The sequence below is a fragment of the Amycolatopsis sp. MJM2582 genome, assembly GCF_000754115.1.
Taxonomy (GTDB): Bacteria; Actinomycetota; Actinomycetes; order Mycobacteriales; family Pseudonocardiaceae; genus Amycolatopsis; species Amycolatopsis japonica.
The window spans coordinates 1085795-1097732 of sequence record NZ_JPLW01000003.1 but is presented as its reverse complement, the minus strand read 5'-3'; the positions used below and the strand labels follow the sequence as shown (position 1 = coordinate 1097732).

The following is an 11938-nucleotide window of genomic DNA, read 5'->3' as shown; positions in this document are numbered from 1 at the left end:
CCAGAGGACGAAACGCGGGGAGTCAGTCGACGCCGGCGTCCTCGGGGCGGCCGGAGGCGAGTCCGGCGAGGACGTCCAAAGCGGCCGCGAGCGTTTCGAGCGGCGGCGACGAGACGGCGAGCCGCACCGCGTTCGGGGCGTGACCGGGGACGACGGCGAACGCGGCCGCCGGCGTGACCGCGATCCCGCGGCGCGCGGCCGCGGCGACGAAGGTCTCGGCGCGCCAGTGTTCCGGGAGCTCCCACCAGCAGTGGTACGCCCGCGGATCCGCGCGCAGGGTGAACCCGGCCAGGCGTTCCGCCGTCAGCCGCTGGCGTTCCGCGGCGTCGAGGCGTTTCGCCCGTTCGACGGTTTCCAGCGTGCCGCCGGTGATCCACCGGGTGGCCGCTTCGACGGCGAGCCGGGGCGCGACCCAGCCGCCCGAGCGCACGGCCGCGGCGAGCCGTTCCGTCCATGCCGCCGGGACGGCGAGGAATCCGGTGGTCAGCCCCGGCGCGAGCCGTTTGGACATGCTGTCGGCGAACACCGTGCGTTCCGGCGCGTACGCCGCGAAAGGGCGGACCTCGGGCCGCAGGAAGGTGTAGATCCCGTCCTCGATCACCGGGATGTCCATCCGGCGCACGGTTTCGGCCAGCTCGACCCGGCGTGCTTCGTCCATTGTGGACCCGAGCGGGTTCTGCAGCGTCGGCTGGACGTACAGCGCGCGGACGGACGCGGCTTCGAGCGCCTCGGGAATGAGACCCCGGTCGTCGGTCTCGATGGGCACCAACTGCACGCCGAGCCGCCCGGCCAGCGCCTTGACCACGGGGTAGGTGATGGCTTCGACGGCGAGCCGTTCCCCCATCGGCACGAAGGCGGCGATAGCGGCCGCGATGGCCTGGCGCCCGCTTCCGGCGAAGAGGACTTCGGGCGTCCAGCCGTCCTTCGCGATCAGGCCGGCGACGGCGTCACGCGCCTGCTTCGAGCCCGAGACGTTTCCCGGCCGCAACGCCGCTGTCAGGACGTCTTCGCGCAGAAGCGGCTCCAGCGCCTTCCCGACCAGCGCCGACTGTTCCGGAAGAACGGCGAAGTTGAGTTCGAGGTCGACCGTCGCACCACCCGGCTCGGCGAGCGCGGTCTCCAGCGGCGGTCGGCCGGCGCGGACGAACGTGCCCCGGCCGACCTCGCCGACCACGACACCCCTCCGGACGAGTTCGCCGTAGACCCGCGCGGCCGTCGAGTTCGCGATCCCGCGTTCCTTCGCGAACCGCCGCTGCGGCGGCAGCCTGTCGCCCGGCCGGAGCCTGCCAGCCTCGACGTCGGCGGAGATCTCGTCCGCGACTATCCGGTAGTCCTCCATGCCGTCCTTCGATCGCACCGAGTGCATTCACGCGATTGCACTGGGGATGATGCCATCGAAGCACGTTGTGAGCCGACTGCGACCTACGGAACACCACAACGGCGACGTCCTAGGTTAGCCTAACCTGCGTGGAGACCGTGGAAACCCTCACCGAGCAGAGCACGACGTCCCGTCTGCACGCGGACGCGCTGACGCTCGCCTACGACGGCCGGACCGTGGCCGAAGACCTCGGGGTGGTCATCCCCGACCGGTCGTTCACCGTCATCGTCGGGCCGAACGCCTGCGGCAAGACCACCCTGCTGCGCGCGCTCGCGCGGATGCTCAAACCGCGCCAGGGTTCGGTGTTCCTCGACGGCCAGGTGATCAGCTCCTTCCCCGCCAAGGAGGTCGCCCGGCGGCTCGGCCTGCTGCCGCAGAGTTCGATCGCGCCCGACGGCATCACCGTCGCGGACCTCGTCGCGCGCGGCCGGTACCCGCACCAGCGCCTGCTGCGCCAGTGGTCCCGTGAGGACGCCACCGTGGTCGCGGAGTCCATGCGCGCCACCGGCGTCGACGATCTCGCCGAGCGGCTGGTCGACGAACTGTCGGGTGGTCAGCGGCAGCGCGTGTGGATGGCGATGGCGCTGGCGCAGGAGACCGATCTCCTGCTGCTCGACGAGCCGACGACCTATCTGGACATCGCGCACCAGATGGACATCCTCGACCTGTGCGCGGAACTGCACCAGAAGCAGGGCCGGACGCTGGTCGCGGTGCTGCACGACCTCAACCACGCCGCCCGCTACGCGACGCACATGATCGCGATGCGCGGCGGAGAGGTCCTCGCGACCGGCGCGCCCGAAGAGGTCGTGACCGCCGCCAACGTCGAAAAGATCTTCGAGCTGCCCTGCCGGGTCATGCCGTGCCCGGAAACCGGTACCCCGCTGGTGATCCCGAAAGCCGGACGCCGCGCCGCCTGATGCACTCGGAGTAGGTTGGCGGCGGAGGTGCCATGTCACAGCAACTGTGGTCCGAAGTGGACGACTATCTGTCCGGGGTGCTCGTCCCGTCCGACCCCGCCCTCGAAGGCGCGCGGAAGGCGTCGGACGAGGCCGGGCTGCCGTCGATCGCCGTCGCGCCGAATCAGGGCAAACTGCTCAACCTGATGGCGCGGATGATCGGCGCCCGGTCCATCCTGGAGATCGGCACGCTCGGCGGGTACAGCACGATCTGGCTCGCCCGCGCCCTGCCGCCGCAGGGCAGGCTCGTCACCCTCGAATACGACCCGAAGCACGCCGAAGTCGCGCGCCGCAACATCGACGCGGCCGGGCTCGGCGGGCTGGTCGACGTCCGCGTCGGCAAGGCGCTGGACCTGCTGCCGTCGGTCGACGGCCCGATCGACCTGGCGTTCATCGACGCCGACAAGGCCAACAACCCGGCCTACTTCGAGGCGTCGCTGAAGCTCGTCCGGCCCGGCGGCGTGATCGTGGTCGACAACGTCGTCCGCGGTGGCGCGGTGACCGACGCCGCCAGCGAGGACCCGAACATCCAGGGCATCCGGCGGCTGCACGAGATGATCGCCGCCGAACCCCGCGTCGACGCGACGGCGATCCAGACGGTCGGCAGCAAGGGCTACGACGGCCTGACCGTCGTTCTCGTGAAGCCCTGACGGAACCGCCTCGGTCCAGCGGGTCGTGAGTGGCGTTTCGGGTTAGAACACGAATCGCCACTCACGACCCACTGGACCGAAGCATCACCGCGGCGCAGTCGTGGCGGGACGCGGTTCGGAGCCGTCTGGCCACCGCGCCGGCTGTCCTCGATGGACACCGTTCATGAAGCGCTGCCACATGTCCGACGGCAGTGTCCTGCCGGTCAGTTTCTCCCCGGCGGCGTCCCGCATCCGGCGCGGCTCGTCAGAGCCGACCCAGACCGCGGTCGCGAGCTGCGGCGTGTACCCGACCGCCCAGCCGCCCGCGTTGTCGTCCGTCTCGTCGAACCGGAAGTCGCCGGTCTTCAGCGCCGCCGGACGATCCTTCAGACCGGTGGCCAGCACCTGACTCATCGTCCCCGCGATCCGGCGGCTCAGCGCCTCGTCGCCCTGGAAGGCGGGCGTCTTGTCCGGCGGCCGTTCCCACACGATTTCGCCGTTCTCGTCCCGGATCTTCGACACCAGATGCGGGGTGGCGCGCATGCCGTCGGCGGCGAAGGTCGCGTATGCACCGGCCATGTCGCTGGGGCGTAAGGGATACCGGCCGACGGCGATCCCCGGGCCGATCAGGAACCCGTCCTTCTCCCGCAGGGTCACGGCGCCGTCGACGGACTCGGGGATCCCGGCCGCGCGAGCGCCTTCCCGGACCGCTTCGGCGCCGAGCTTCTTCGCCAGGTCGACGAACGGACCCTGAGCGCCCCGCCCCATCGCCTCGCGCAGCGTGCACTTCCCGCCTTCGCCGCATTGGTCCTGGAACTCGAAGGTCTCGCCGAGGAAATCGACCGACGCGGGTGACTTCAGCGGTTCGTCCACGTTCACGCCCCGTTCGAGCCCGGCGGCGAGGATCAACGGCTGGAACGCCGAGCCGGTGCCGTACGGGGTGCCCGCGTAGTCGTGCACGCTCCAGCCGCCGCCGTTATAAGCGCGGATGGCCCCCGTCCCGGGTTCGACGGCGACCAGCGACGCGCGGAAATGCTCAGGCTGACCCTTCAACCGCTCCTTGACCGCCTTCTCGGCTTCGGCCTGGGCACGCGGATCGATGGTCGTCTCGACCTTCATGGCGCCGCCGCGCAGCCGGTCGAGCGGGTAGCCGACCTGCTCGAGTTCGGCGAGGACCTGCTGCTTGATGTGGTACTGCTCGTAGGTGACGCGACCGGCGCGGGTCTCCGACGGCGCCTGGATCGCGTCCTCCGGATAGGTCATGGCGACCGCTTCCGCCTGGCTCACATAGCCACGCGCGACCAGTTTGTTCACCACGTAGGACCAGCGCTTCATGGCGTGCTCGTGGCTGGAGGCGTACGGGTCGTGCACCGAGGGCGACTGGATCATCCCCGCGAGGAAGGCCGCTTCGCTCCAGGTCATCGAGTCGTCGAGTTTGCGTCCGAAGTAGGCGTTCATCGCCGACGCCGGGCCGTACGTGCCGCGGCCGAACGAGATGATGTTGACGTAGCTTTCGAAGATCTCCTTCTTGGTCTGCTGCTGCGTGATCTTCGTGGCCAGCACGAGTTCGGAGAACTTCCGCGTGAGGGTGGCGTCCTCGTTGCCGGTGGACTTCTTGATGTACTGCTGGGTGATCCCCGAGCCCCCGCCGACCCCGGTCACCAGCGCGCGACCGAGCCCGGTGAGGTCGAAACCCTCGTTGTCCCAGAAGGTCGGGTCCTCGGTCGCGACGATCGCGTCGCGCAGTTTCGCGGGGACGGCGTCGTAGGGCACGAACAGCCGGTCACCGCCGGGCGGGACCACCTTGAGCAGTTCGGAACCGTCGGCGTTCTGCAGGACGACGGTCTTGTCGAGATCGGCGAGCACCTCTTGCGGGCTGCGGACGTCGAGCAGGACGTACGCGAGCCCGAACGCGACGACCGGGATGCCGATCACCAGGCCGAGCGTCCACGCGACGATCTTGCGCCACCTGCGCTTCTTCGGCTTCGGCTCCGGGGTGGCCGTGGTCTCCGACTCGGGTGCGTCTGCCTCATCCGGGTTTTCCACGCCAGGTTAGACGCCCGAACGAGTGAAAAGGTTGTGGGAAAGTCACCAAACTGCCTCCTGTTCACGACTTGAAGAATTCTTCATTTGATAATGTGGCCAGATGCCCGTCCCCCTGTACCAGGCCAAGGCGGAGTTCTTCCGCATGCTGGGCCACCCGGTCCGGATCCGCGTACTGGAGCTGCTCGCCGAAGGCCCGAAAGCCGTCCGCGAACTGCTCGCCGAGATCGAGGTCGAGGCCTCCAACCTCTCCCAGCAGCTGGCCGTCCTGCGGCGATCGGGGATCGTCACCTCGACCCGTGAGGGCTCGACGGTGGTGTACGCGCTCGCCGGCGGCGACGTCGTCGAGCTCCTGCGCGCGGCCCGGCGCATCCTCACCGAGCTGCTGGCCGACCAGAACGCCTTGCTCGCCCAGCTACGCGACGCGGAGTGACGGCGTGGCGGGTCTGAGACTTTCGGAACTGCGCTCGCTCCTGCCCGGACGTGAAGACCTGCGGACGCTCAAGCGCGCTCCCCGGCGGGACCTCACGGCGGGCCTGACCGTCGCGATCGTCGCCCTGCCGCTGGCGCTGGGCTTCGGCATCTCGTCCGGCCTCGGGGCCGAAGCCGGGCTGGTCACCGCGATCGTCGCCGGCGCGCTGGCCGCGATCTTCGGCGGCTCCAATCTCCAGGTGTCCGGGCCGACCGGCGCGATGACCGTGGTGCTGGTACCGATCATGGCCACGCACGGTGCGGGCGGCGTGCTGACGGTGGGCCTGCTCGCCGGGGTCTTGCTGCTCCTGCTCGCGGTCGCCCGCGCCGGCCGGTACATGCGCTACGTGCCGACGCCGGTGGTCGAAGGCTTCACGCTGGGCATCGCCGGGGTCATCGCGTTGCAGCAGGTCCCCGCCGCGCTCGGCGTCGCCACCCCGGAAGGCGAGAAGGTGGCCGTCGTCGCGGCGAAGGCGGTGGCCGATTTCGCCGGGCATCCCGCCTGGCCGTCGATCGCGATCGCCGCCGGGGTCGCCGCCCTGATGCTGCTCGGCGCGAGATGGCGGCCGTCGATCCCGTTCTCGCTGGTCGCGGTGGCCGTCGCGACCCTCGTGAGTCATTTCGCGCAGCTGCCGGTCGCGCGGATCGGCGCGCTGCCCAACGGTCTTCCCGCGCCCTCGCTGGACTTCCTGGATCTGTCGACCTTGGGCGCGCTGGCGCCCTCCGCCGTCGCGGTCGCGGCGCTGGCCGCGCTGGAAAGCCTCCTGTCGGCCACGGTCGCCGACGCGATGAGCGTCAACGAACGCCACGACCCGGACCGGGAACTCTTCGGGCAGGGCCTCGCGAATCTCGTCACCCCGCTGTTCGGCGGTGTGCCCGCCACCGCGGCGATCGCGCGCACCGCGGTCAACGTCCGTGCCGGGGCGAAGTCGCGGCTGGCCTCGTTCACCCACGCGATGGTGCTGGCGGTGATCGTCTTCGCGGCGGCGCCGCTCGTGGCCACGATCCCGATCGCGGCACTCGCCGGGGTGCTGCTGGCCACCGCCGTCCGCATGGTCGAGGCGGGCTCGGTGCGAGCGCTCCTGCGGTCCACCCGGCGTGACGCGCTGGTCCTCGTGCTCACCGCGGCCGCGACGCTGATCCTGGACCTGGTCACCGCGGTGATCCTCGGTCTCGTCGTGGCTGGCGCACTGGCGCTGCGGGCGATCGCGAAGGCGGCTCGCATCGAAGAGGTGGCGCTCGACCACGCCGATCACGTCGCCGAGGAGCGGGCGCTCCTGGACGAGCACATCGTCGCGTTCCGGCTCGACGGACCGCTCGTCTTCGCCGCGGCGCACCAGTTCCTGCTGGAGCTGTCCGAGGTCGCCGACGTCCGGGTGGTCATCCTCCGGATGTCGCGGGTGTCGGCCATCGACGCCACCGGCGCCCTCGTCCTGCGCGACGCCATCGAACGTCTCGAACATCGCGGGATCACGGTCCTGGTGTCGGGCATCAAACCCGGCCACGAGAAGGTGCTCGACGAACTCGGCGTCGCGGACCGGCTCCGCGCGGAGGGCCGGGTCTTCCCGGATACGCCGCACGCGATCGATTTCGCGCACGCCCTGCTGACCTCAAGCGAGGAAAGCGCGAAGCAGTGACGCGGTCCCTTCGACATGTTCCGTCATCGCCCGGCGGGCCGCCTCGGAGTCCCCGGCCAGGATCGCGTCGACGATGGCCTCGTGCTGGGCGTTGGAATGCTCCAGATTCGGTTCCAGCAGCGGGATCATGTCGAGCAGCTGGTTGACCCGCATCCGCGCGTCGGCCATCGCGGTGGTCAGCGAGCCGGACGCGGTGACCTCGGCGATCGCCAGATGCAGCCGCGAATCCTTGCGCCGGTAGTCACCGACGTCGGCCGCCGCGGCCTCGGCGAGCGTGCTGGTCAGATGCTGCCGGTCGGCCGGGCTGAGCGAACGCGAGGCCGCCATCTCGGCGGCACCGGTCTCCAGGACGTGCCGGAGGCCGAGCGCGTCCTCCAGCGTGGCGTTGTCGACCTTCCGGCCGTCGGCGGCGGGCGGGTCGGGCAGGACGTCGTTGACGAACGTGCCGCCGTACCGTCCGCGCCGCGACTCGACGTAACCCGCGTCGGACAGCGCGCGGATGGCCTCGCGCAGCGTCACCCGGCTGACCCCGAGCCGCTCGGCGAGCTCACGTTCCGAGGGCAGCCGCTCCCCCGCGCCCACCACGCCCAGCCGGATCGCCTGGAGCAGCCTTTCGACGGTCTCCTCGAAGGCGTTGCCCGCGCGCACCGGGCGGAACAGCGCGTCACCCGCTTTCGACTCCACCACTCGAGTTTAGGCGGCCCGCAATTCGTCCTCTGGATGCGGTACTTGCGTGTGCAACTACCGCATCCAGAGGACTGAACGCGGGGACATCAGCATTCGATGACGTTCACGGCGAGGCCGCCGCGCGCGGTCTCCTTGTACTTGACGCTCATGTCGGCACCGGTCTCGCGCATCGTCTTGATCGCCTTGTCCAGCGTCACGACGTGCGAACCGTCGCCGCGCATCGCCATCCGCGCCGCGTGGATCGCCTTCGACGCGCCGACGGCGTTGCGTTCGATGCACGGGATCTGCACCAGCCCGCCGACCGGGTCACAGGTGAGCCCCAGGTGGTGCTCGACGCCGATCTCGGCGGCGTTCTCCACCTGCGCGGGTGAACCGCCGAGGACCTCGGTGAGCCCGGCGGCGGCCATGGCGCTGGCCGAACCGACCTCACCCTGGCAACCGACCTCGGCGCCCGAGATCGACCCCGTCTGCTTGAGGATCGAGCCGATCGCGCCCGCAGTGAGCATGAACGTCACGATGCCGTCGTCCGACGAGCCGCGGATGAACCGCTGGTAGTAGTGCAGAACGGCCGGGATGATCCCCGCCGCGCCGTTGGTCGGCGCGGTGACGACGCGGCCACCCGCGGCGTTCTCCTCGTTGACCGCCAGCGCGTACAGGCTCACCCAGTCCATCGCGTACAGCGGATCGCCGACGCCGTCCTCCGCGAGCAGCTTCTCGTGCAACGCCTTCGCGCGCCGCGGAACCTTCAGGCCGCCCGGCAGGACGCCCTCGTGCTCGCAGCCGTTGCGCACGCATTCCGCCATGACCTGCCAGATCTCCAGCAGCCCTTCGCGGATCTCCTCGCGGGTGCGCCACGCGAGTTCGTTGCGCAGCATGATCTCGCTGATCGGCAGCCCGGTGTCCTCGCAGTGCTTCAGCAGATCCGCGCCGGTGCGGAACGGGAACTCCAGCTTCGTCGAGTCCTCGACGACGACGGTGTCGGTCTCGTAGGACTCGTCGCGGACGAACCCGCCGCCGACGGAGTAATAGGTGCGCTCGCGCAGCACCTTCCCGTCGGCGTCGAACGCGCGGAAGATCATCCCGTTCGGGTGCGCCGGCAAGGATTTCCGCCGGTGCATGGTCAGGTCGGTGTCCTCGGTGAACACGATCTCGTGCTCGCCCCGCACCTTCAGCCGGCAGGATTCGCGGATCGCCGCGATCTTGCCGGGCACGGTGTCGGTGTCGATCTCCTCCGGACGCTCCCCGGACAGCCCGAGCAGCACGGCCTTGTCGCTGCCGTGCCCGAACCCGGTCGCGCCGAGCGAGCCGAAAAGCTCGCTCTGGACGCGTGCCGTCGCGGTGAGGTCACCGTCGGCCGCCAGACCGTCCACAAAGGTCAGTGCGGCGCGCATCGGGCCCACCGTGTGGGAGCTGGAGGGGCCGATGCCGATCGAAAACAGGTCGAAGACGCTGATCGCCATTGATCTGCCCTCCTTCCTATCTGGCCAGCAGTGAGCTGGCCTCTTGGGCCGCGGGCCCTTCGGCGGCGAGATGGGCCAAATTCTCCGACAGCGCTTCGCCGCGGTGGGCCTTCGTCTGAGCGAACAGCCGACCGGCCCGATACGACGAGCGTACGAGCGGCCCGGCCATCACACCAGCGAAGCCCATCGCTTCAGCTGCCTTCGAATGCTCGACGAACTCTTCCGGCTTGACCCAGCGGTCCACGGGGTGGTGACGCGGTGACGGGCGCAGGTACTGGGTGATCGTGAGGATCTCGCAGCCTGCGTCGACCAGATCCTTCATCGCGGGCGCGACCTCTTCGGGGGTCTCGCCCATGCCGAGGATCAGGTTCGACTTCGTCACCAGACCGGCCTCGCGGGCCTTCGTGATGACCTCCAACGACCGCGCGTAGCGGAAGCCGGGACGGATGCGCTTGAAGATCCGCGGCACGGTCTCGACGTTGTGCGCGAGCACCTCGGGACGGGAACCGAACACCTCGGCGAGCTGATCCGGATCCGCGTTGAAATCCGGAATCAACAGCTCGACACCCGTACCCGGGTTCAACGCGTGGATCTGCCGGACGGTCTCCGCGTACAGCCACGCACCGCCATCCTCCAGATCGTCACGCGCCACACCGGTCACCGTCGAGTAGCGCAAGCCCATCGCCTGGACGCTTTCGGCGACCTTGCGCGGCTCGGTCCGGTCCAGCGCCTCAGGCTTGCCCGTGTCGATCTGGCAGAAATCACACCGCCGCGTGCACTGGTCGCCACCGATCAGGAACGTCGCCTCGCGGTCTTCCCAGCACTCGTAGATGTTGGGACAACCGGCCTCCTCACACACGGTGTGGAGGCCTTCACGCTTGACCAAGCCCTTGAGCTCCGTGAACTCCGGACCCATACGCGCACGGGTCTTGATCCACGGCGGCTTCTTCTCGATCGGGGTCTGCGCGTTGCGGACTTCCAGCCGGAGAAGTTTGCGCCCCTCGGGGAGCGCGCTCATCGGTTGAGGTCCGCGTACAGCGGGTGCTTCTTGGCCAGCAGTTCGACCCGGGAGGCCAGCGACTGGCGCAGGTCCTCGTCGAAGTCCGGGCGCAGCGCCTCGGCGATGATGTCGGCCACCTCGGCGAAGTCCTCGGCACCGAAGCCGCGGGTCGCCAGCGCCGGGGTGCCGATCCGCAGGCCGGAGGTGACCATCGGCGGACGCGGGTCGAACGGGACGGCGTTGCGGTTGACCGTGATACCGACCGAGTGCAGCCGGTCCTCGGCCTGCTGACCGTCCAAAGTGGAGTTGACCAGATCGACGAGCACCAGGTGCACGTCGGTGCCGCCGGTCAGCACGCGGACGCCGGCCTCGCTGCAGTCCGTGCGAGAAAGGCGGTCGGCCAGGATCTTCGCGCCTTCGAGCACACGCTGCTGACGCTCGCGGAACTCCTCGCTCGCGGCGATCTTGAGCGCGACGGCCTTGGCGGCGATGACGTGCTCCAGCGGACCGCCCTGCTGGCCGGGGAACACCGCCGAGTTGATCTTCTTGGCGAGTTCCTGGCGGGACAGGATGATGCCGCCGCGCGGACCGCCGAGGGTCTTGTGCGTGGTCGTGGTGACGATGTCGGCGTAGGGCACCGGGCTCGGGTGCAGCCCGGCCGCGACCAGACCGGCGAAGTGCGCCATGTCGACCATGACCTTCGCCCCGACCTCGTCGGCGATACGGCGGAACTCGGCGAAGTCGAGCTGACGGGGGTATGCCGACCAGCCGGCGATGATCAGCTTCGGCTTGTGCTCCTTGGCGAGGCGCTCGATCTCCTCGATGTCGACGATCCCGGTCTCTTTGTCGACGTGGTACGCGACGACGTTGTAGAGCTTGCCCGAGAAGTTGATCTTCATCCCGTGGGTCAGGTGACCACCGTGGGCGAGGTCGAGACCGAGGATGGTGTCGCCGGGGTTGAGCACCGAGACCATCGCGGCGGCGTTGGCCTGCGCGCCCGAGTGCGGCTGGACGTTGGCGTGCTCGGCGCCGAAGAGGGCCTTCGCGCGGTCGATCGCCAGCTGCTCGATGACGTCGACGTGCTCACAACCGCCGTAGTAGCGGCGGCCGGGGTAGCCCTCGGCGTACTTGTTGGTCAGCACCGAACCCTGCGCCTCGAGCACGCCCACCGGGGCGAAGTTCTCCGAGGCGATCATCTCCAGGGTCGACTGCTGCCGGTCGAGTTCGGCCGCGACGGCGGTGGCGACCTCGGGGTCCACATCGGACAGGGCAGCGTTGAACATGTCAGTTCTCCTGGGTCAGGACGGCGTACGCCTGGGCGTCGAGCAGGGCGGGCACGTCGCCGGACAGACGCACCTTCAGGAGCCATCCTTCGGCGTACGGGTCCGAGTTGATGAGCTCGGGGGTGTCCGTTGTGGCCTCGTTCACCTCGACGACCTCGCCGTCCACGGGTGCGTACAGCTCGCTGACCGACTTGGTCGACTCGACCTCGCCGAACACCTCGCCCGCGGTGACGGTGTCGCCGACCGAGGGGAGCTGGACGAACACGATGTCACCGAGCGACTCGGCGGCGAAGGCGGTGATGCCCACGGTGGCGACGCCGTCGGCGACGTTCAGCCACTCGTGTTCCTTCGTGTACTTCAGGTCCTGGGGGATGCTCATGATGTGGGAAGGGCC

General features: G+C 69.6%; 11 protein-coding genes. 4 read left to right on the top strand and 7 right to left on the bottom strand.

Annotation, left to right across the window (positions count from 1 at the left end; genetic code table 11):
* Positions 1-22 precede the first annotated feature (22 nt).
* Positions 23-1339, bottom strand: coding sequence for a PLP-dependent aminotransferase family protein (locus ED92_RS23960; protein WP_037342158.1), 1317 nt, complete (start codon positions 1337-1339; stop codon positions 23-25).
* Between the two features lie 128 nt (positions 1340-1467).
* On the opposite strand from ED92_RS23960, the gene ED92_RS23955 reads away from it, so the two are divergent.
* Positions 1468-2295, top strand: coding sequence for an ABC transporter ATP-binding protein (locus ED92_RS23955; RefSeq protein ID WP_037342156.1), 828 nt, complete (start codon positions 1468-1470; stop codon positions 2293-2295).
* A gap of 32 nt (positions 2296-2327) precedes the next feature.
* Positions 2328-2984, top strand: coding sequence for an O-methyltransferase (locus ED92_RS23950; RefSeq protein ID WP_037342155.1), 657 nt, complete (start codon positions 2328-2330; stop codon positions 2982-2984).
* 84 nt (positions 2985-3068) lie between these two features.
* On the opposite strand, the gene ED92_RS23945 is transcribed toward ED92_RS23950, so the two are convergent.
* Entirely contained in the window at positions 3069-5009 is a 1941-nt protein-coding gene (locus tag ED92_RS23945) for a transglycosylase domain-containing protein (protein ID WP_037342153.1), read from the bottom strand.
* A gap of 100 nt (positions 5010-5109) precedes the next feature.
* Here ED92_RS23945 and ED92_RS23940 point away from each other — a divergent pair, with 100 nt between their 5' ends.
* Positions 5110-5439 carry a helix-turn-helix transcriptional regulator gene (locus ED92_RS23940; protein WP_007031391.1) on the top strand — a complete coding sequence of 110 codons (330 nt, stop codon included), beginning with the start codon at positions 5110-5112 and terminating at the stop codon, positions 5437-5439.
* Positions 5440-5443: 4 nt separating this feature from the next.
* A complete protein-coding gene (locus ED92_RS23935) occupies positions 5444-7114 on the top strand; it encodes a SulP family inorganic anion transporter (protein ID WP_037342151.1) in 1671 nt (556 codons plus the stop codon).
* On the opposite strand, the gene ED92_RS23930 is transcribed toward ED92_RS23935, so the two are convergent.
* The 5 genes from ED92_RS23930 to gcvH form a co-directional block, all read right to left on the bottom strand.
* The gene (locus ED92_RS23930) at positions 7088-7798 is read right to left on the bottom strand and encodes a FadR/GntR family transcriptional regulator (protein WP_052120855.1); all 711 of its coding nucleotides are present in this window, start codon (positions 7796-7798) and stop codon (positions 7088-7090) included. The two genes, ED92_RS23935 and ED92_RS23930, sit on opposite strands and share 27 nt — an antisense overlap.
* 89 nt (positions 7799-7887) lie before the next feature.
* On the bottom strand, positions 7888-9261 hold the full coding sequence (locus ED92_RS23925; protein ID WP_037342148.1) for an L-serine ammonia-lyase: 1374 nt from the start codon (positions 9259-9261) through the stop codon (positions 7888-7890).
* A gap of 16 nt (positions 9262-9277) precedes the next feature.
* The gene (gene lipA, locus ED92_RS23920; RefSeq protein ID WP_016336367.1) at positions 9278-10279 is read right to left on the bottom strand and encodes a lipoyl synthase; all 1002 of its coding nucleotides are present in this window, start codon (positions 10277-10279) and stop codon (positions 9278-9280) included.
* Positions 10276-11544, bottom strand: a complete 1269-nt coding sequence (gene glyA, locus ED92_RS23915; RefSeq protein ID WP_037342146.1) for a serine hydroxymethyltransferase — start codon at positions 11542-11544, stop codon at positions 10276-10278. The genes lipA and glyA overlap by 4 nt, the downstream gene beginning before the upstream one ends.
* 1 nt (position 11545) lies before the next feature.
* Positions 11546-11923: a glycine cleavage system protein GcvH gene (gene gcvH / locus ED92_RS23910; RefSeq protein ID WP_016336369.1), complete on the bottom strand. Its 378-nt coding sequence runs from the start codon at positions 11921-11923 to the stop codon at positions 11546-11548.
* Positions 11924-11938 lie beyond the last annotated feature (15 nt).

Bases quoted from the DNA above. Each gene is read 5' to 3' on its own strand.
- ED92_RS23960 (WP_037342158.1), bottom strand. From the start codon at position 1,339: ATGGAGGACTACCGGATAGTCGCGGACGAGATCTCCGCCGACGTCGAG.
- ED92_RS23950 (WP_037342155.1), top strand. From the start codon at position 2,328: ATGTCACAGCAACTGTGGTCCGAAGTGGACGACTATCTGTCCGGGGTG.
- ED92_RS23940 (WP_007031391.1), top strand. From the start codon at position 5,110: ATGCCCGTCCCCCTGTACCAGGCCAAGGCGGAGTTCTTCCGCATGCTG.
- ED92_RS23925 (WP_037342148.1), bottom strand. From the start codon at position 9,261: ATGGCGATCAGCGTCTTCGACCTGTTTTCGATCGGCATCGGCCCCTCC.
- lipA (WP_016336367.1), bottom strand. From the start codon at position 10,279: ATGAGCGCGCTCCCCGAGGGGCGCAAACTTCTCCGGCTGGAAGTCCGC.
- glyA (WP_037342146.1), bottom strand. From the start codon at position 11,544: ATGTTCAACGCTGCCCTGTCCGATGTGGACCCCGAGGTCGCCACCGCC.
- gcvH (WP_016336369.1), bottom strand. From the start codon at position 11,923: ATGAGCATCCCCCAGGACCTGAAGTACACGAAGGAACACGAGTGGCTG.